The organism is Streptomyces sp. NBC_00224, assembly GCF_041435195.1.
GTDB lineage: Bacteria > Actinomycetota > Actinomycetes > Streptomycetales > Streptomycetaceae > Streptomyces.
Genome location: NZ_CP108106.1, coordinates 8,442,811 through 8,461,874, shown reverse-complemented (window position 1 = coordinate 8,461,874; position 19,064 = coordinate 8,442,811). Strand labels below are relative to the sequence as shown.

Annotated in this window: 16 protein-coding genes; 11 read left to right on the top strand and 5 right to left on the bottom strand. The window is 72.4% G+C overall.

Features of this window, described 5'->3' with window-relative positions; all coding sequences use genetic code 11:
* The first annotated feature begins 1 nt into the window (after position 1).
* The 11 genes from OG965_RS37855 to OG965_RS37805 are packed head-to-tail and all read left to right on the top strand — an operon-like array spanning position 2 to position 11,647.
* Complete coding sequence (locus OG965_RS37855) at positions 2–1,282, top strand: glycosyltransferase (RefSeq protein WP_371656614.1); 1,281 nt, start codon at positions 2–4, stop codon at positions 1,280–1,282.
* Entirely contained in the window at positions 1,279–2,514 is a 1,236-nt protein-coding gene (locus OG965_RS37850) for a class I SAM-dependent methyltransferase (RefSeq protein WP_371656613.1), read from the top strand. Before OG965_RS37855 ends, OG965_RS37850 begins: the two co-directional genes overlap by 4 nt.
* A 13-nt stretch (positions 2,515–2,527) precedes the next feature.
* A complete protein-coding gene (locus OG965_RS37845; RefSeq protein ID WP_371656612.1) occupies positions 2,528–3,322 on the top strand; it encodes a glucose-1-phosphate cytidylyltransferase in 795 nt (264 codons plus the stop codon).
* Positions 3,319–3,981, top strand: a complete 663-nt coding sequence (locus tag OG965_RS37840; protein ID WP_371656611.1) for a PIG-L deacetylase family protein — start codon at positions 3,319–3,321, stop codon at positions 3,979–3,981. Before OG965_RS37845 ends, OG965_RS37840 begins: the two co-directional genes overlap by 4 nt.
* A 3-nt stretch (positions 3,982–3,984) precedes the next feature.
* The gene (locus OG965_RS37835; RefSeq protein WP_371656610.1) at positions 3,985–5,010 is read left to right on the top strand and encodes an NAD-dependent epimerase/dehydratase family protein; all 1,026 of its coding nucleotides are present in this window, start codon (positions 3,985–3,987) and stop codon (positions 5,008–5,010) included.
* Positions 4,998–6,281, top strand: coding sequence for a DUF4910 domain-containing protein (locus OG965_RS37830; protein ID WP_371656609.1), 1,284 nt, complete (start codon positions 4,998–5,000; stop codon positions 6,279–6,281). The genes OG965_RS37835 and OG965_RS37830 overlap by 13 nt, the downstream gene beginning before the upstream one ends.
* Positions 6,282–6,285: 4 nt before the next feature.
* A complete protein-coding gene (locus OG965_RS37825; RefSeq protein WP_371656608.1) occupies positions 6,286–7,593 on the top strand; it encodes a hypothetical protein in 1,308 nt (435 codons plus the stop codon).
* Positions 7,590–8,537, top strand: a complete 948-nt coding sequence (locus tag OG965_RS37820; protein ID WP_371656607.1) for a glycosyltransferase family 2 protein — start codon at positions 7,590–7,592, stop codon at positions 8,535–8,537. Before OG965_RS37825 ends, OG965_RS37820 begins: the two co-directional genes overlap by 4 nt.
* Positions 8,534–9,757, top strand: a complete 1,224-nt coding sequence (locus tag OG965_RS37815) for a polysaccharide pyruvyl transferase family protein (protein WP_371656606.1) — start codon at positions 8,534–8,536, stop codon at positions 9,755–9,757. Before OG965_RS37820 ends, OG965_RS37815 begins: the two co-directional genes overlap by 4 nt.
* Entirely contained in the window at positions 9,754–10,305 is a 552-nt protein-coding gene (rfbC, locus tag OG965_RS37810; RefSeq protein WP_371656605.1) for a dTDP-4-dehydrorhamnose 3,5-epimerase, read from the top strand. Before OG965_RS37815 ends, rfbC begins: the two co-directional genes overlap by 4 nt.
* Positions 10,306–10,312: 7 nt before the next feature.
* Positions 10,313–11,647: a glutamate-1-semialdehyde 2,1-aminomutase gene (locus OG965_RS37805; protein WP_371656604.1), complete on the top strand. Its 1,335-nt coding sequence runs from the start codon at positions 10,313–10,315 to the stop codon at positions 11,645–11,647.
* 22 nt (positions 11,648–11,669) lie between these two features.
* On the opposite strand, the gene OG965_RS37800 is transcribed toward OG965_RS37805, so the two are convergent.
* The 5 genes from OG965_RS37800 to OG965_RS37780 form a co-directional block, all read right to left on the bottom strand.
* A complete protein-coding gene (locus tag OG965_RS37800; RefSeq protein ID WP_371656603.1) occupies positions 11,670–12,356 on the bottom strand; it encodes a phosphatase PAP2 family protein in 687 nt (228 codons plus the stop codon).
* A gap of 271 nt (positions 12,357–12,627) precedes the next feature.
* Positions 12,628–13,524, bottom strand: coding sequence for a glycoside hydrolase family 19 protein (locus OG965_RS37795; protein WP_371656602.1), 897 nt, complete (start codon positions 13,522–13,524; stop codon positions 12,628–12,630).
* A 266-nt stretch (positions 13,525–13,790) separates the two neighbouring features.
* Positions 13,791–14,438, bottom strand: a complete 648-nt coding sequence (locus OG965_RS37790; RefSeq protein ID WP_371656601.1) for a response regulator transcription factor — start codon at positions 14,436–14,438, stop codon at positions 13,791–13,793.
* Positions 14,439–14,667: 229 nt separating this feature from the next.
* A complete protein-coding gene (locus OG965_RS37785; protein WP_371656600.1) occupies positions 14,668–15,915 on the bottom strand; it encodes a lanthionine synthetase C family protein in 1,248 nt (415 codons plus the stop codon).
* The gene (locus OG965_RS37780; protein ID WP_371656599.1) at positions 15,912–19,058 is read right to left on the bottom strand and encodes a lantibiotic dehydratase; all 3,147 of its coding nucleotides are present in this window, start codon (positions 19,056–19,058) and stop codon (positions 15,912–15,914) included. The genes OG965_RS37785 and OG965_RS37780 overlap by 4 nt, the downstream gene beginning before the upstream one ends.
* Between the last annotated feature and the right edge of the window lie 6 nt (positions 19,059–19,064).

Genomic DNA, 19,064 nt, shown 5'->3' with positions numbered 1-19,064 from the left:
CATGCACGTACTCGTGGTGCACAACCGCTACTCCTCGGCGCAGCCGAGCGGGGAGAACAGGGTCGTCGACGAGGAGGTGGGGCTGCTGCGCGCGGCCGGCCACCGAGTCGATGTCTTCGAGCGGCGCAGCGACGACATCGCCGCCCGGTCCCTGCTGGCCAAGGCCGCGGTGCCGCTCCTCGTGCCGTGGAACCCGGCGGTCCGCGCTGAGCTCGCCGCCCGGCTCCGCAGCGAACGGCCTGACGTGGTGCACGTCCACAACGTCTTCCCGCTCCTGTCGCCGGCGGTGCTGGCCGCCTGTGCCGACGCCGACGTGCCCGTCGTCGCCACGCTGCACAACTACACCCAGGTCTGCCCGCCCGGCACGCTGCACCGCGACGGCCGGTCGTGCACCGAGTGCGTCGGGGCGCTGGCGCCGCTGCCCGCCGTCCGGCACGGCTGCTACCGCAACTCCCGGCTGGCGACGGTCCCGCTCGCGGTCAGCCTGTTGGTCAACCGGCGGCGGTGGTGGTCCGGCGTGGAGCGGTTCTTCTGCATCTCCGCGGCGCAGCGCGACATCCTGGTGCGGTCCGGCATGCCTGCCTCGCGCCTTGCGGTGAAGCACAACTTCGTGCCCGAGCCGGGCGCGCGCCGAGCGGGCGACGGCGAGCATCTGCTCTTCCTCGGCCGGCTCGCGGAGGCCAAGGGCGTGCGGCTGCTCATGGCCGCGTGGGACGAGATCGCCGCGGACGGCGGTGTGGGCGTGCCGCTCGTGCTCGCCGGCGCGGGGCCACTGGAGCGGGACGTGACCGCCTGGGCACAGGGCCGGGACGACGTGCGGTACGTCGGCCTGTACGACCCGGATCAGTGCCGGCAGGCCGTCGCGCGGTCGGTCGCCGTGGTGGCTCCCTCGATCTCCCTGGAGACGTTCGGCCTGGTGGTAGCGGAGGCGATGGCGGCGGGGGTCCCGGCCGTCGCCGCCGGTCACGGCGCCTTCGTCGAACTCGTCGAGGACGGGGTGACCGGGCTGCTGCACCAGCCGGGCGAGCCCGCCTCGCTCGCGGACTGCCTGCGCCGGATCACGGCCGAGACGGCCCGCAACCGGGAGATGGGCCAGGCGGCCCGGCGCCGTTACGAGCAGGGCTTCAGCCCGGCCGTCGGGCTGGAGCGCCTGGTGGATGAATACCGCACCGCGATCGCGGGTCGGTCCGGCGACGGGGACAGCCCGCCGCCGGTAGGGGACGAAAACACTGGCTCGCGACGGGTCACCCGCGCGAGCAGGGGGGATGGGGGCACCACATGACAAGATGCCGACTCTGTGGCTCGGCGGCGCTGGCAAGCGTCGTCGATCTCGGAGCGACCCCGCCGTGCGAGAGCTTCCTCGCCGCGGACCAACTGGACCAACCGGAACCGGCGTACCCGCTGCACCTGCGGGTCTGCACCGACTGCTGGCTCGCTCAGATACCTCCGCTGATCACGCCGGAGGAGACGTTCACGCAGTACGCGTACTTCTCCTCCTACTCGACCTCCTGGGTGGAGCACGCGCGCACGTTCGTCGCCGACGCCGTACGGCGAGTGGGGCTCGGCCCCGACGCCTTCGTGGTCGAGGTCGCGAGCAACGACGGGTACCTGCTCAGGCACGTGGTGGACCGCGGGATCCGCTGCCTCGGCATCGAGCCGTCGGTGAACGTCGGCGCCGCGGCGCGGGACGCGGGTGTGCCCACGCTCACGGAGTTCCTGGACCCGGCCACCGGCTCGGACGTCCGCGCCGAGCACGGCCCGGCGGACCTGGTCGTGGCCAACAACGTGTACGCGCACATCCCCGACGTGGTCGGGTTCACCCAGGGGCTGCGCGCCCTGGTCGCCGACGACGGCTGGGTCTCCATCGAGGTGCAGCACCTGCTGACCCTGATCGAGGAGAACCAGTACGACACGGTCTACCACGAGCACTTCCAGTACTACACGGTCGCGTCCGCGACCCGGGCCCTCGCGAGCGGCGGACTCGCGCTCGTGGACGTGGAGTTGCTGCCCACGCACGGCGGCTCCATCCGGCTGTGGGCCCGGCCGACCGAGGTGGCCGGCGAGCCGACCCGGCAAGTGGCCGACGTGCTTGACCGGGAGAAGGCCGCCGGGCTGCAGGAGTTGTCCGGGTACACCGAGTTCTCCGCCCGGGTCGCCAAGGTGCGCCGCGACCTCCTCAAGTTCCTCATCACAGCGGCCGAGCGCGGCGAGACGGTCGTCGGCTACGGCGCCCCGGGCAAGGGAAACACCCTGCTCAACCACTGCGGCATCCGGCCCGACCTGCTCGCGTACACGGTCGACCGCAACCCCTACAAGCACGGCAGGTTCACTCCGGGCACCCGCATCCCCATCCTGCCGCCCGAGCGGATAGCCGCCGACAAGCCGGACTACGTCCTCGTCCTCCCGTGGAACCTGCGGGCCGAGCTGGTCGAGCAGTTGTCCTTCGTGCACGACTGGGGCGGCCGGCTGGTCTTTCCCATCCCGGAACTGAGCATTGTCGAGGCCACGTCGTGAATGAGGTCACAGCATGAAGGTCGTTCTGTTCTGCGGCGGTTACGGGCTGCGGATGCGCAGCGGAGCCGCCGACGACATGCCCAAGCCGATGGCGATGGTCGGCCCGCGGCCGCTGATCTGGCACGTCATGCGCTACTACGCGTACTTCGGGCACACGGAGTTCATCCTGTGCCTCGGGTACGGGGCTCACCACATCAAGAACTTCTTCCTCAACTACGAGGAGACGACGTCCAACGACTTCGTGCTGCGGCACGGGCGGACCGAGCTGCTGTCCACCGACATCGCCGACTGGACGATCACGTTCGCGCAGACAGGCGTCGAGTCGCCGATCGGGGAGCGGCTGCGCCGGGTGCGACACCACCTGGACGGCGAGGAGATGTTCCTCGCCAACTACGCCGACGTGCTCACCGATGCCCCGCTGCCGGAGATGATCGACTCCTTCGCCCGGCGTGACGTCGGGGCGTCGATGATGGTGGTGCCGCCGCAGTCGTCGTTCCACTGCGTGGACCTGGGCGAGGACGGCCTGGTGGGGGGCATCACCGCGGTCAGCGAACTGCCGCTGTGGGAGAACGGCGGCTACTTCGTGCTCCGCCAGGAGGTCTTCGACCACATACCGGAGAACGGGGACCTGGTCGCCGACGGATGTGCCGAACTGGCCAAGCGCGGCAGGCTGGTGGCGCACCAGCACCGCGGCTTCTGGAAGCCGACCGACACTGTGAAGGAGCGGGCCGCCCTCGACGACGCCTACGCCCGGGGCGACCGTCCCTGGGCCGTGTGGGAACGGGACGGCGCGGGGGCAAGGGCGTGATCCGGCTCGGGGCCGGGCGCCTGGACCGGATCGTCGCGGTGGGCGCGCACTGCGACGACATCGCCATCGGCGCCGGCGGCACGCTGCTGACAATGTGCCGCGCGCACCCGGATATCCGTGTCGACGCGCTGGTGCTCTCCGGCGGTGGCAGCGAACGGGAGCAGGAGGAGCAGGCCGCGCTCGCCGCCTTCTGCCCGGGCGCCGACCTGCGGCTGACCGTACACAAGCTGCCGGACGGCCGACTGCCCGCGCACTGGGACGAGGCCAAGGCCGCAGTCGAGGAGCTCCGCGCGCAGACCGAGCCGGATCTCGTGCTTGCACCGCGCACCGATGACGCGCACCAGGACCACCGCGGCCTGGCGAAGCTGGTGACCACCGCGTTCCGCGACCACCTCGGCCTCGGCTACGAGATCGTCAAGTGGGACGGCGATCTCGGCCGTCCGACGGCGTACCAGCCGCTGTCGCCGGAGGTCGCCGAACAGAAGGTGCGGCTGCTGCAGGAGCACTACCCCTCGCAACGGCACCGGCCCTGGTACGACCGGGAGGCCTTCCTCGGCCTCGCACGGATCCGCGGCATCGAATGCCATGCGCGCTACGCCGAGGCCTTCGCCGTCACCAAACTCACGCTCAACCTTGGCACTTCCACTGTGGGGGACTGAACTTTGCGCGTACTACTGACCGGACACCAGGGCTACCTGGGCACCGTGATGGCCCCGGTCCTCGCGGCCGCCGGACACGAAGTCGTCGGCCTCGACTCCGGCCTGTTCGCCGACTGCGTCCTTGGCCCGCCGCCCGCCGACCCGCAGGGGCATCGGGTGGACCTGCGCGACGTCACGGCCGACCACGTGGCCGGGGTGGACGCCGTGATCCACCTGGCCGCGCTGTCCAACGACCCGCTGGGCTCGCTGGCGCCGGAGCTCACCTACGACATCAACCACCACGCCTCCGTACGGCTGGCCCGGCTGGCCCGCGACGCCGGAGTGCGGCGCTTCCTGTACGCGTCGACGTGCTCGGTCTACGGTGCCGCAGGCGGCAGCGACCTGGTGGCCGAGGACGCCCCGCTGCGCCCGGTGACGCCGTACGCGGAGTCCAAGGTGCGTGTTGAGGACGACCTGCACGCGCTGGCCGACGGCGACTTCAGCCCGGTGTTCATGCGCAACGCCACCGCCTTCGGCTACTCACCCCGGCTCCGCGCCGACATCGTGCTGAACAACCTGGTGGGCCACGCGCTCCTGTCCGGCGAGGTGCTGGTGCTCTCCGACGGCACCCCCTGGCGCCCGCTGGTGCACGCCGCCGACATCGCACGGGCCTTCGCGGCCGCGCTGACCGCACCGCGCGAAGCGGTGCACGACCGGGCGTTCAACATCGGCAGCGAGATGAACAACGTCACGGTCGCCGAGATCGCCGAGCAGGTCGCCGAGGCGGTGTCCGGCTCGAAGGTGGTGATCACCGGGGAGACCGGTGCCGACCCGCGGTCATACCGGGTGGACTTCTCCCGGTTCCGCGCCGCGATCCCCGGCTTCGACTGCGAGTGGACGGTGAAGCGGGGCGCGCTCGAACTCGCCGACGCCTACCGCAAACACGGGTTGACCCGGGAGGACTTCGAGCGGCGCTTCACCCGCCTTGCCGTGCTGCGCGCGGCGTCCGAGGCCGGCACGGTCGACGACACCCTGCGGTGGCGCCGGTGACCGCGGTCGGCGAGGAGATGCACGCGCTGGTGGAGCGGTTGTACCCGCTGTGCCGGAGCATCACCGGCGACGGTGTGCGCGCCACCCTGGAGATCGTCGGCGAATACGTTCCGCTGCAGGTGCACGAGGTGCCGACCGGGACGCAAGTGCTCGACTGGACGGTGCCGCAGGAGTGGAACATCCGGGACGCGTACATCGCCGACACCGCCGGCCACCGGGTCGTCGACTTCGCCGCGTCCAGCCTGCACGTGCTCGGCTACAGCGTGCCGGTGTCGGCGACCATGCCGCTGGCCGAGCTCCGCGCGCACCTGCACACCCTGCCGGACCACCCGGCCTGGGTGCCGTACCGCACCAGCTACTACAAGCCGGAGTGGGGATTCTGCCTGGCCCAGGACACCTTGGACGCGCTGCCTGAAGGCGATTACGAGGTACGCATCGACTCCACGCTCGCCGACGGCCACCTCACCTACGCCGAGCACATCGTCCCCGGGCAGGTCCCCGACGAGGTGATCGTCTCCTGCCACGTCTGTCACCCCTCGCTGGCCAACGACAACCTGGCAGGCATCGCGGTGGCGGTGTTCCTGGCCCGGGCGCTGGCGGAGCAATCGCCGTACTACACCTACCGGTTCATCTTCGCGCCCGGCACCATCGGGGCGATCACCTGGCTGGCCCGCAACGCGGAGCGGATCGACCGGGTCAAGCACGGCCTGGTGCTGGCCTGCGCCGGCGACCGGGGCCGACTGACGTACAAGCAGAGCCGACGCGGCAACGCGGAGATCGACCGGGTGATGCGGCACGTCCTTGCCGCGTCCGAACGCCCGCACCACGTCACCGAGTTCACTCCGTACGGCTACGACGAGCGGCAGTTCTGTTCCCCCGGGTTCGACCTCGGCGTGGGCTCCCTCAGCCGGACCCCCTACGCCGGCTACCCCGAGTACCACACCTCGGCGGACAACCCGGACTTCGTCTCCCCCGAGGCGATGGCGGACACCCTCGCCGTCTGCCGCGAGGCCTTCGCCGTCCTCGACCGCAACCGGCGGTATCTCAACCTCAGCCCCTACGGCGAACCACAGCTGGGCCGACGCGGGTTGTACGACGCGCTCGGCGGCCGCAGCGACACCAAGCAGGCCCAGATGGCCATGCTCTGGGTGCTCAGCCTCTCCGACGGCGAGCACGGTCTGCTGGACGTCGCCGAGCGGTCCGGGCTGCCGTTCGAAGCCGTCGCCGCCGCTGCCGAGGCCCTGCGCGGCGCCGATCTGATCAAGGTATGACGCCATGACCACCGAAGGGGAGAAGGCGACGGTATCGGCGGCGGCCGGACCCGCCCCACGGACCGCCAAGCGGGCCATGGTCGGCCGACTGTCCTGGGGACTGGCCGATCAGGCGGCCTCCAGCATGAGCAACTTCGCGGTGGGGATCTACGTGGCACGCTCGCTCGGGCCGGCCGCGTTCGGCGCGTTCAGCCTGGCCTGGGTGACCTACGGCGTGGTGCTCAACGTCTCCCGCGGGCTGGCCACCGACCCGCTCGTGGTGCGCTTCAGCGGCGTGCCGGACGCGTCCTGGCGCTCGGCGGTGGTCCGGTCCTCGGGCACCGCGCTCGGCGTCGGTACCACCATCGGCGCGGCATGTCTGCTCGGCGGCCTTGCCCTCGGCGGCAGCGTGGGGCCCGCGTTCGCCGTCCTCGGCGTCGTGCTGCCGGGGCTGCTGCTGCAGGACGCCTGGCGGTTCGCGTTCTTCGCCGCCGGCACCGGGCAAAAGGCGTTCGTCAACGACCTCGTGTGGGGCGTCGCGCTCGTTCCGGCCCTGGTGGTGGCGGCCCACGTGGGCAGCGTGGCCGCTTTCGTGCTGGCCTGGGGCGCGTCCGCCTCGGTGGCCGCGGGGTACGGCTGCTTCCAGTCCGGCATCCGGCCCCACATGAGCGGAGCGCGCGGGTGGCTGCGCGAGCAGCGCGACCTCGGGTACCGGTACCTGGTCGAGAACGTCAGCCTCAGCGGCGCGAGCCAGCTGCGGGCATACGGGCTCGGCGCGATCGTCGGGGTCAGCGCGGTGGGTACGGTACGCGGCGCCGAGTTGCTGCTCGGCCCGTTCCTCGCCGTCCTGATGGGGCTGTCGCTGGTCACCGTCACCGAGGCGGCACGAGTACTGCGGCGGGCCCCGCACCGCCTCGGCACGTTCTGTCTCCTGCTGGGCGGCGGGCAGGCCGTCGGCGCGCTGCTCTGGGGCGGGTCGCTGCTGCTGGTGCCGGACCGGCTCGGCGAGCTGGTCCTCGGCGGCGTCTGGCACTCCGCCTCGCAGCTCATCGCGCCGGTCACACTCTCCGTCGCGGGCGCGGGCCTCGGCACCGGCGCGGCGGCCGGGCTGCGGGCGCTGGGCGCGGCCCGGCGCAGCCTGCGCTGCCAGCTGTTCGCCTCCGCCTGCTATGTCAGCGGCGGGCTCGGCGGGGCGGCCGTGGCCGGCACGGTCGGCTCGGCCTGGGGCGTCGCCGCCGCGACCGTCGGCAGCTCGACCGTGTGGTGGCTGGAACTGCGCTCCGCCCTGCGCGAGCACCACCAAGACCCCATCCGTGAAGTGAGGACGTCATGACCACCCATCCCCGGCTGAGCATCGGCCTGCCCGTGTACAACGGCGAGGAGTACCTGGCCGAGTCGCTCGACGCCCTGCTCGGACAGACCTACGAGGACTTCGAGCTGGTCATCTCCGACAACGCCTCGACCGACGGGACCCAGGACATCTGCCGCAAGTACGCGGCGCAGGACTCGCGCATCCGGTACATCCGGCTGCTCAAGAACATCGGCGCCGCACCGAACCACAACTACGTGTTCACCGAGTGCCGGGGCGAACTGTTCAAGTGGGCCTCGCACGACGACCTGTACGCCCGGGACCTGCTGCGGCGCTGCGTATCTGCGCTGGACTCACGCCCTGACGTGATCCTCGCGCACGCCGACCAGGCGGTCATCGACGGCGAAGGCCAGGTGAAGGTGCCGTACGAGTACACGCTCGCCACCGACTCGCCGCACGCGCCGGAGCGCTTCCGCAGCATGCTGTTCGAGCCCGGTGGCGACGACTTCTACGGGGTGATGCGGGCCGACGTGCTGCGCCGGGTGAAGCCGCACGACAGCTACCACCACGCGGACCGCACGTTCGTCGCCGAGATCGGTCTGCACGGGCCCTTCCACCAAGTGCCGGAGCTACTGTACTTCCGCCGCGACCACCCCACCCGCGCTGAGCGGGCGAACCCTTCCAAGCGCTCCCGGTGCGTCAACCTGGACCCGCGCCGGGCAGGGCCGCTGCACCCGACGCCCCGACTGCTCGCCGAGTACGTCTGGGGCTTCGTTTCGGCGGTCCGGCGGGCGCCGTTGTCCTCGGCCGACCGGCGCGCGTGCTACCGCCACCTGGCCGCATGGATGGCCAGCCGGACCCGGCCGGGCGCCGGCGAGCGGGTCGAGGACCGCACCCCGGTCGACCCGGCCCGGCTCGACGTCTCCATCGACGCGCTCGTCGCGGGCCGTGAGGGGAGGCAGACATGACGTTCGGAGACGAAACTCCGGTGCGCGTCGGGGTGTTCGGCCTGCTCGGCTCCGGCAACCTCGGCAACGACGGGTCGTTGGAGGCCGTGCTCGGCTACCTCCGCGCCGAGCACCCGGGGGCGGTCGTGGACGCGCTGTGCGGCGGACCCGAGGTCGTCGCGACCCGGTACCGGATCCCCGCGACGCGGCTGCACTGGTACCGGGGGGAGTACCGGACCGCGTCGCGTGCGGGCGCGATCGCGGGGAAAGGGCTGGGCAAACTCGTCGACGTCTTCCGCACCGCTGCCTGGGTGCGCCGGCACGACGTGGTGATCGTGCCGGGCATGGGCGTCCTGGAGGCCACGCTGCCGCTGCGGCCGTGGGGCTTCCCGTACTCGCTGTTCCTGCTCTGCGCGTCCGGCCGACTGTTCGGCACCCGGGTCGCGCTGGTCAGCGTGGGCGCGGACAGGATCGGCAACCGGTCGACGCGGGCCCTGGTCCGCTGGTCGGCACGGCTCGCCACCTACCGTTCGTACCGCGACACCCTGTCCCGCGACGCAATGCGCGCGACGGGCGTGCACACCGCGCGGGACAAGGTTTACCCGGACCTCGCCTTCGCCCTGCCGGCACCGTCGGAGAGCTCGACCCCGGGCCTGGTCTGCGTCGGGGTCATGGCCTTCCACGGCGGCGACGACGACCGCGCCCGGGCCGAGGAGATCCACCGGAGCTACCTCGACGGGACAACTCGCTTCGTCCGCACGCTGGTTGAGGACGGCAGGCCGGTCCGGCTGCTCACCGGCGACGAGTGCGATGCGCCGGTGGTGGCCTCGATCCTCGACGCGGTGGACTCGCCGCTGGTCACCGCTGCCGAGACGGCTTCGCTGGCCGACCTGATGAAGGAGATGGCGGCCGCCGACACCGTGGTGGCCACTCGCTACCACAACCTGATCTGCGCGCTGAAGGTCGGCACACCGACGCTCGCCATCGGCTATGCGGCGAAGAGCGACGCGCTCATGGATCGGATGGGGCTTGGCGCGTACTGCCACCCGGCCCGTGAGGTCGACGCCGACCGGCTGCTTGAGCAGTTCCGGGCGCTGGAGAAGCGATCGGCGGAGCTGCGGCGGACCCTCGCCGAGCGGAACCAGGAAGTCGCCCGGCAACTCCAGGACCAATTCACCGACTTGACCACGGCCCTGTTCCCGGCGGCCGGCCACGCCCACGCCCTGCGGGAGACTCCATGAAAGCGACCGAAGTCCCGGCGATCGACGGCGCGTACCTGTTCGAGCCGACACCGTACGCCGACGAGCGCGGCTTCTTCTGCCGTACCTTCGACGCCGACGTGGTCCGCTCGGTGGGCCTCGACCCGGACGCCTTCATCCAGGACAGCGTGTCCCGCTCGGTCCGGGGCGTGCTGCGCGGCATGCACCTGCGCTCCGGCAGCGGCGAGGCCAAGCTGGTGCGGTGCTCGTACGGGAAGATCTTCGACGTCGTCGTGGACCTGCGGCCCGACTCACCGACGTACCGCAACGTGGCCTCCTTCGAGCTGTCCGGCGAGACGCAGGCGACCCTGTACATCCCGGCGGGGTGCGCGCACGGCTTCCAGGCGCTGACCGAAACCGCTGACACCACGTACCGGATCGACCGCCCGCACGATCCGGCCGAGGACGTGACGATCGCCTTCGACGACCCGGAGCTCGCCATTCCCTGGCCGCTGCCGGTCACATCGATGTCCCAGCGGGACCGGGAGGCGCCGAGCCTCGCCGAGGTCCTGAAGCACAAGGAGAGGTGAGGTCGGCGTGAACACCGAAGACACCGAGGAGTTCCTCCTGCCCCGGTCGCGGCTGGCGAACGAGCGGCTGCACGCGATGATCCCCGGTGGCGCGCACACCTACGCCAAGGGCGACGACCAGTACCCCGACAACCTGGCCCCCGTCATCAGCCACGGCCGCGGTGCCCACGTGTGGGACGTCGACGGCAACCGCTACGTCGAGTACGGCTCCGGCCTGCGGTCGGTCAGCCTCGGCCACGCCCACCCACGCGTGATCGAGGCGGTGCGGCGGCAACTCGACCGCGGCAGCAACTTCGTCCGGCCGTCCATCGTGGAGGTCGAGGCCGCGGAACTCTTCCTGGCCACGGTGCCGACCGCCGAGATGGTGAAGTTCGCGAAGAACGGCTCCGACGCCACCACCGCCGCGGTGCGCCTCGCCCGCGCCGCCACGGGGCGCCCGCGGGTGGCCATCTGCGCCGACCACCCCTTCTTCTCCACCGACGACTGGTTCATCGGTACGACACCGATGTCCGCGGGCATTCCGGCGGCGACCACCGAGCTCACCGTGGCGTTCCCGTACGGGGACCTGACCGCAACGGAGAAACTGCTCGCTCGGCACCAGGGCGAGGTCGCCTGCCTGATCCTCGAACCCGCCACCCACACCGAACCACCGCCCGGGTACCTCGCCGGCCTGCGCGAGCTGGCCGACCGGCACGGCTGCGTACTGATCTTCGATGAGATGATCACCGGCTTCCGCTGGTCCGAGGCGGGCGCCCAGGGCCTGTACGGCGTCGTCCCCGACCTCTCCACGTTCGGCAAGGCGCTGGGCAACGGATTCGCCGTCTCCGCGTTGGCCGGGCGCCGCGATCTGATGGAGCGGGGCGGGCTGCGTCACTCCGGCGAGCGGGTTTTCCTGCTGTCCACCACGCACGGTGCGGAAACGCACTCGCTGGCCGCCGCGATGGCCGTGCAGACCACCTACGTCGAGGAGGGCATCACCGCTCAACTGCACGCCCTCGGCGAGCGGTTGGCCGCCGGTGTCCGCGAAGCCGCGGCCAGTATGGGCGTAGGCGACCACATCGTGGTCCGGGGCCGGGCCAGCAACCTGGTCTTCGCCACCCTCGACGAGAAGGGGCAGCCGTCGCAGCCGTACCGCACCCTGTTCCTGCGCCGGCTCCTCGCGGGCGGAGTGCTGGCCCCGTCGTTCGTGGTGAGCAGCGCGCTCAGCGACGCCGACATCGACCGCACCGTCCATGTGGTCGCCCAGGCATGTGCGGTGTACCGGAAGGCGCTGGACGCCGCTGACCCCACCCCGTGGCTGGCCGGGCGACCGGTGAAGCCCGTATTCCGCCGCTTGGCATGACGTGACGTGGCGTGACGTGGCGTCAGTTACGCTCCCGCCGACCGGCGTCGGCCATCCGATCGACCAGCCGGTCGGCCGCCCGGTCGATCAGCCACGCGGTCGCCGGTACCACCGCCAGCGCGGTGCACCAGCCGCCCACGGCGTCGGTCGGGTAGTGCGCGCTCAGGGCGACCTCCGCCCAGCCCATCGTGGCGCCCGCGACCAGCGCTGCGGCGAGCACGAGCAGCGTGCCGGCCGTCCTGCCGAGGCCGAGTCGGCCGGTCGCGAGCAGCGCCACCACGAGGGCGAGCGCGGTGAGGAAGGCGGTGTGCCCGCTCGGATAGGACAGGTTGCCGTCGCCGTGGATGGTGCGTCCCACCAGCGACTTGAGCAGTGTCGCCGTCCCCACGGTCACGCCGACGCCGACAACGATGAACACCGCCGCGCGAGGACGCCGAAGCAACAGGCAGCCCGTCACGGCGGCCACGACCAGCATCGCCGACCCGGCGGGCTCCCCCAAGAAGTCCATGGCCAGAGCGACACGCCGCCACGGCGGCCGCACGCTGTCCGCCGTCGGCTCAACGATCCACCTGTCCACCCTGCCGGGCTCGCTGTGGCCGGCGTACAGGACCCCGAGCACGACGACCACCAGCGTGGCGAGCGCCGCGATCAGCCCGAGCCACGCGCGCAGCGGTGGGGGCAGCACCGCGGGCGCCGACCGACCGGTCATCCGCCCACCGCGTCCGGTCGGCCTACGGTAGCTCGCCGTAATCGGTAAATGATGTTCCGGATCTTGACTTCCTGAGGCAGGGCGAGGGTGCTGCCCTTCATCCGACCGGTGGGCAGCCATGGATCAGCACCTTCCTGTGTCCCCTGTTCCAGGCCCTCTTGCCTTGGCCCGCACGGAAGCCGTCAGATGCCACCCTAGCCAACACCGCGGTCACGCAAACAGCCGTCGGACAAGTGTGAACCCCCTCGGCCCGGCCTCTTGTCGAACGCTGTCAGCAGGACAGGTTGGAGCCGGTCGGGACGCCCAGGATCGAGGTGAAGCTCTGGTAGGCGTTGATCCGGCTCTGCACCTGGGCCGGGTTCTTGCCGTTGCACTCCAGGGAGCCGTTGATGCTGCGGATCGTCTCGCCGAAACCCGCGCCGTTGACCATGGCGTTGTGCGCGGTCATGGTGCCGGGGCCGTTCTGGGTGTTCCAATACCAGAGGCCGGTCTTCCAGGCCACGGCCGCGTCGGTCTGCACCAGGTTGGGGTTGTGGAGGAGGTCGATTCCGAGCGCGTCGCCGGCCGCCTTGTAGTTGAAGTTCCAGCTGAGCTGGATCGGGCCGCGCCCGTAGTACGCGGCCTGGCCGGCCGGGCAACCGTAAGGCTGCGTGGTGTCGCAGTAGTGCGGGTAGTTGGCGGTGTTCTGCTCGACGATGTGAACCAGTCCGCCGGTCTCGTGGCTGACGTTGGCGAGGAAGGCCGCGGCCTCCTGCTTCTTGCCCGTGTCGCTGCCGGTGTTGGCGAAGCTCGGGTAGGCGCTGAGTGCGGCGGTCAGGCCCGCGTAGGTGTAGAAGGAGTTCCGGTTCGGGAACATCTGGTTGAACTGGGCCTCGGAGACCACGAATCCGCCGGGGTTGGTCGGCGGGGTGGTGGAGCCGCCGCAGTCGCCCTGGTCGGCCCAGACGCCCGAGCCGCCGGTGCTGGGCGTCTCGCCCTGGGTCCACCACTTGGCGGACCAGTTGTGGCCGCCGTAGGAGGCAGTCGTGCCTCCGGTGTAGACGGCGGAGGCCGCGTACGGGGCGGCGCAGCTTGCCGCGTACGCGGGCGAGGCGAGCGGGAGGAGGGTGGCGAGGCCGATGGCGGAGGCCGCCGAGGCCAGCGTCGCGATGATCCGGCGTAGGGGCATGTGCCACTCCTTGTGGGGGATGAAGTGGGGGCACCAGGCACTCAAGCGGATTGGTCCAGACCTGTCAATAGGTCTGGACCACAAGGAGGTTGACCACCGTTCACAACCGCGCGGGGCCGCCTTCGGCGGCTCGCGGCAGCGATCGGCGGACCGGTCTCCTGCCTCTCCTCCAGCGACACCTTCGGCGGCGCGTCCTCATGGTTGTCGAGGATCGACCCGGCCCGGGGCGCGGCGCGGCCCTGGACCGCACAGATCACCAAGGTCGTTTAGATGTAGCCCTCGCGCAGCGCGTAGGCGACGGCATGCGCCCGGTTGCTGAGCTGGAGCCGGGTCGTCAGCGCGTGCAGGACGTTCTTGACGGTCCGCTCCGAGTACGCGAGCTTCGCGGAGATCTGCCGGGTGTCCAGGCCCTCCGCGACCAGGCGCAGCACATCCACCTCGCGCGGCGCCATGCCGAGCAGGGGTGCTGGACCCCCCGAGCCGGTCGCGAGGTCCGACTCAGAGCGGTGCAGCCGTCCCACCTGGGTCAACAGCCTGCTGATCAGGTCGGACGGCAGCTCGCCCTCGTCGCGCGCCGCGCTGTGCACAGCCCTCAGGAGCCGCTGCTCGGTGGCCTGGTGGCGCCAGAGTATGGAGCGCACCCCGCACTCCACCACCGTCAGCAGATCCGACTCGCGCAGCTCGCGGGTGACCAGCACCACCCGCTGTTCCCCGCCGCGCACGACCCGCCGCAGATCCGCCGGGACCGGCTCGTCGAGCCGTTCGGCGAGCATCACGGTGACGGCCCGGTCGCCGGGCCGAGCGGTCGGCTCAGCCCGTCCGCAGGTGTCGTCCACCATCTCGATCGACGGCTGGTGCTGCAGATGACTCATCAATCCGGCCCGGCTCAGCGGGTCGGATGCGCGGACGGTCACTCTGACACGCTTCGTGATCACGTGTGCCACCTCGCCCTTTCCTGTACGTGTACTGGCCCCGTATGTGCTGGCGTACAGGCTGACCCGTCCGAATCAATAGCGGCTAAACGACCCCCCGCAGGGCCGACCGGGCCGTCCGACGGACAGGCCGGGCCGGACCGGTGCAGTGCTGCCGCTCACCACGGTGGCGGTCGTCAATCCCCTCGCTTACGAGAGGGAGGACGTCGCATCAGGACGTCAGCAACACCGCGTCCCACGACAGTTGCCCGGCGTCCGGCCGCTCGGCGTAGGTGTGCAGGGCGAGGGCCGCACCCGCCGCCCCCTCCAGGAAGCCGGGCCCCTCCAGGGCGTCGAGTCCCGCGCGGACCTCGGCCGCGAGCGCGGGCAGGCGGGCGGCGAGCTCCTTGTCCGCCAGGTCGTACGCGACGAGCGCGGCGATGTGGAGCAGCCCGCCGGTGCCGTGGCACAGCCCGGCCCCTTCCAGCGCCCGGGTGGCGGCGGGCCGGGCGAGTACCGCGTGCAGGGAGCGGGCGGCCGTCCGCCGCCATGCGGGTTCACCCAGCGCCCGGCCCGCGAGGAAGAGTGCCCGGGCCACGCCGGGGCTCCCGTAGCACCAAGCGGCCCGGGTGGCCGGGGACGGCGGAAGGGCGCCCGCGAGCTCGTCCTCCGCGCGCAGCGTCATCGCCCAGTACGGTCCGTACGCGTCCTCGCTCCGACGCTGTACCAGCCATCCGGCGAGCCGTGCGACGGCCTCCTCCTGGCCGGGCACCCGGACACCTTGTTCCAGGGCGAGGGCGAGGACGGCCAGCGGGCCCGGAATCCCGTGCGCCAGGCCCAGGTTGAGGTGGCCGCGCGGGTAGTCGGGGGAAGGGACGTCGCGGCCCGGTCCGGCCGCCGACCACCAGCCCGGCAGGGTGCCGTGCCCGGTGGCGGCCGGTTCGGCGAGGTCGGTCAGGGCTTCGAGGCAGTGGCGCAGCGCCGGCCCGCGCGGGTCGAGGGCGAGCAGCAGCCGCGCGAGCCCCGCGACCCCGGACACCGCGTCGTACTGGTGCGCCGCCACACCCGTACCGGCAGCCCGCGCGGTGCGCAGGTGCCATGCCCGCTCCACCGCGGCGTCCGCGAGACGGGGTGTGAGAGTGGTGAGCACCGAGCGGTAGGCGGCGGGGCCGGTGGCCGCGAGGCGCGCGGCGAAGGCGACGGCCGCCATACCCGCGTAGAGCCCGGTGGCGTGCAACCCGCCGTCGGCGCGTATCGCGGCGGCGAGATGGCCGTGGGCGACGGTCCGGGCGTCGCCGCCCCGGTCGGCGGCCAGTGTGGTGAAGAGCAGCGCGACGCCCGGGTGCCCGGCGGCGAGCGAGTCGGCCCGGGCGCCGGACGCGGCGACCGCCTCGGGGCTGCGCAGCCGCGCGGCCACGTCGTCGACTGCCTCTCGGGCCGCGCCGACCGACAGGCCAGGGGACGAAAGCGACTGGGTCATCGCTGCTCCTGGGCGCGTCGACGGGCATGATGCGCCTCGAAGGCGCCCCGGGCGAGGGCAAGGGCGCGGCGCTCGGCTTCGGGGTCGATGCCGATCAGCCGGTTGTGGCTCATATGGATGAGACTGCCCGCCACCGGCGTGGGCGGCATCCGGTCCGGGTCGCGTTCCCTCAGCTCGGCCAACAGCGCGCCGTGGTCGGCGAGTCGGGCGGCGCGTCGCTGCCAGGCGAGGGCCAGGGCGGGCGAGGAGAAGGCGGGAGCGGGTCGGTCGGGGCCGATCGCCCGCAGCACGGCGGCACGGTTCTCACGGAAGGCGCGGTGGTCGCGCTCGGACTTCGGGTAGGCGGCGGGCAGCCAGACGTCGGCGGGCGGGCCGCCCGCGCCTGCCAGGAAGTGCCGGGCGATGTCCGCGGTGTTGACCGCCGAGAACAGGTCGCGGTCGGGGCCCGGCCGGCCGCGTGCCGCTCCGGCGGACAGGGCCACCAGGCTGTCGGCGTGGAAGACCCGTTCGGCGGCGGCCATCGCCTCGGGGCCGCCGTAGCGTTCGAGCTCCGGGTCGTACGTCTCCAGGCGCAGCCCCGAGGCGAGGTGTGCGGCGCGGAGCGCGGCGGCCCAGTCGCGCACGACGGTGAGCAGGGCGGCCGCCCGCGCGGGCGACTCGCCGTGGAAGCGGATCCTCAAGTGCGGCTCGGGGTCGCGGTAGCGGATGAAGAACCAGCGGTCGATGCCGTCCACAAGCGCCGTGGCGAGCTGGGGCAGCCACTCCTCGATGACGGTGTCCTGCCGGGCTTGCGGGGTGTCCACGCGGGCGTACAGCCAGTCGCCCCCGGGCAGTGAGACCGTCTCGGGCGTGCGGCGGGCGGCCATGGGCGGCATCTGGGGCCGGGGCGCGGGCCGTTCCTTCGCGCGGAGCGCGACGACCAGCTCGGCCGTGTGGGCCCCCTCGGGGCTCCGCAGCCAGCCGGACCCGGCGGCCGCCGTTTCCTCCTGGATCAGTGTGGTCTCGGCGGTGCGCGCATGGGCGTACAACAGCCTCTGGTGCCAGGGGAGGTCGAGGTCGAGCGTGATCCGCTGGTCGCCCGTGACGAGGCGTACGGAGGCCGGTACGCCCCAGCGCCGCCGCCATTCGGGCAGGGCGGCGCACCACTCCTCGTAGGCGGCGGTGGGCAGGGTGAGCCGCCAGGAGGCCGGTGCCAGGATCGTGCGCCCGTACCGTACGCGGGGCAGCGCGGGGTTGGCGGCGGCCGTGCCCCAGTCCCAGGGCTGCCAGAGCCGGTGGCCGGTCAGCCGGCCCACCTCGTGCAGGAAGCGGGCGACGTTGGGAGCGCCGGTGCGCTGGTTGAGCACGTGGTGGGCGGTCACCCGCACCGGGCGGCCGAGGCTGCGGGAGCGGACGCTCAGCCCCTCCAGGTCGGCGTGGACCACCAGGTCGTCCAGCGGCAGCGCTTCGGGCCCCGCCGCGTCCGGGAACGCGCTGACGACGACGCGGTGGCCGAGCCAGCGCGGGGTGCGGGCGATGTTGGCGTGGCGCGGCCGGGCAGGGGTGAACTCCAGGTGCACCGGCGCCGGCTCGCCGTCCTCGCCGGTCGGGGCTTGGGCGCCGCTGACGCGCGCCATGAGCTCGGGACCGCCCAACTGCGCGGCGAAGCGGCCGAACGTGGCCCCGGCCACGTCGCTGCCGACGACCGGGGAGAGCGCGATCCTGAACTCCCCGGAGTCCAGTCGCCCGGCGGACGACCCGGTCAGCTCCGCGTACAGCTCGAAGGCGTCCGGCGGGCGGTTGGCGGCGGTGCCGTCCGGCGCGGGAGGGGCAAGGCGGGCGAAGAGCGCCTCGTCGAGCACCACTTCGGGGAGCGGTGCGCCCGGGGACAGGTCGGCGAGCGCCCCGGCGGCGAGTTCGGCCAGGAGCCGTCGGCGGTCCGCGTCCTCAAGGTCGCCGTCGCGCGGTTCCGCGTCGGCGCCGGGCCGGGGCACGGCCGGGTGCTCGTACCCGTCCGGTGGCCCCAACCCATCGGCGGGATCGAGGAGTTCGGTCACGGGTACGGCGCGTTCCGTGCCGTACCGCTCGACGAAGGCCCGGTGGTAGGCGCGCAGATGGGCGGGGGCGGTGCGGGGCGGGGAGAGCCGCCACAGGGCGGTGGCCGCGCGCTCGAACTCCTCGCGCACCGCCTCCGGCAGCACCACGTCCGCGTCCAGTACGAGGTCGACGTGCAGCACATGGTCGCTGGGGCACAGCGCGGTCATGCGTTCCCGGGCGACTTGCAGGGCTTTGAGGCGGGCGCCGTCGCCGCCCGCCGGAAGGTCCTCGCACCGCGACAGCTCGGAGCGTATGCCCTCCAGTTCGCCGCGCAGGGACAGGTCTTCGGGCAGCCGGTCCCGCACATGGCCGAGGGGGTCCGTGCTGTCCGGGGCGGGAAACAGGTCGGTGAGCAGGAAACCGCGGGCGACCAGGGTGCGCACCAGGTTCACCACGGCGTCCGAGGGTGCTGTCGGGAAGGCCTCGGACACCCCCGCCACCAGTTCCGGAAAGGCGACCGGCGAGGCGGTGTTGCGCAACACCTCGGCGACGACCGGTGTATGACGGACACTCACCTCCTCCAGGGTGTCATCACCGTCCCTGGGCACATAGGGCAGTACGAGCCGGGAGCCGCGTACCACGCACTGCTGGTCGGCGACGAGAAGCAGACCGGGCAGGACCGCCGGGTCTTGGTGAAGGCGCTTCACCACCTTGGCCAGCCAGCCGAGGTCCGGGCGCACGGCGGCGCGGTGGCGGCCGCCCCAGCGGACAGAGGCGGCCTCACCGAAGCGGGCGAGGCCGACCCCGGCGAGCAGGCCGAACGGGGTGGGCCGGGTGGTCATACGCAACCGGTAGCGTCCGACGGCGGTCGCGGCCCGACGCAGCGCATCACCCGTCGGGGGACGGTCGGCGGCCAGGACGCGGGCCAGCGAGGGGCTGGACAGCTCGACCGCCTCGCGCAGCAAGGGGTCGAGTGCGGCTTCGGCGACGTACCGCGCGAGGTCGGCCTCGGTGGGGCCGGCCGGGCTGTCGGGGCGCTCGGGCAGGGGCTGGGCGGGAGCCCTCAGCAGCACCGGATCGATGGCAGTGAACTGGCTGTCCCACTGAGTCCTGCGCTGTCCGCCCATGCTTCT

Bases quoted from the DNA above. Each gene is read 5' to 3' on its own strand.
- OG965_RS37855 (WP_371656614.1), top strand. From the start codon at position 2: ATGCACGTACTCGTGGTGCACAACCGCTACTCCTCGGCGCAGCCGAGC.
- OG965_RS37850 (WP_371656613.1), top strand. From the start codon at position 1,279: ATGACAAGATGCCGACTCTGTGGCTCGGCGGCGCTGGCAAGCGTCGTC.
- OG965_RS37845 (WP_371656612.1), top strand. From the start codon at position 2,528: ATGAAGGTCGTTCTGTTCTGCGGCGGTTACGGGCTGCGGATGCGCAGC.
- OG965_RS37825 (WP_371656608.1), top strand. From the start codon at position 6,286: ATGACCACCGAAGGGGAGAAGGCGACGGTATCGGCGGCGGCCGGACCC.
- OG965_RS37820 (WP_371656607.1), top strand. From the start codon at position 7,590: ATGACCACCCATCCCCGGCTGAGCATCGGCCTGCCCGTGTACAACGGC.
- OG965_RS37815 (WP_371656606.1), top strand. From the start codon at position 8,534: ATGACGTTCGGAGACGAAACTCCGGTGCGCGTCGGGGTGTTCGGCCTG.
- rfbC (WP_371656605.1), top strand. From the start codon at position 9,754: ATGAAAGCGACCGAAGTCCCGGCGATCGACGGCGCGTACCTGTTCGAG.
- OG965_RS37800 (WP_371656603.1), bottom strand. From the start codon at position 12,356: ATGACCGGTCGGTCGGCGCCCGCGGTGCTGCCCCCACCGCTGCGCGCG.
- OG965_RS37795 (WP_371656602.1), bottom strand. From the start codon at position 13,524: ATGCCCCTACGCCGGATCATCGCGACGCTGGCCTCGGCGGCCTCCGCC.
- OG965_RS37785 (WP_371656600.1), bottom strand. From the start codon at position 15,915: ATGACCCAGTCGCTTTCGTCCCCTGGCCTGTCGGTCGGCGCGGCCCGA.
- OG965_RS37780 (WP_371656599.1), bottom strand. From the start codon at position 19,058: ATGGGCGGACAGCGCAGGACTCAGTGGGACAGCCAGTTCACTGCCATC.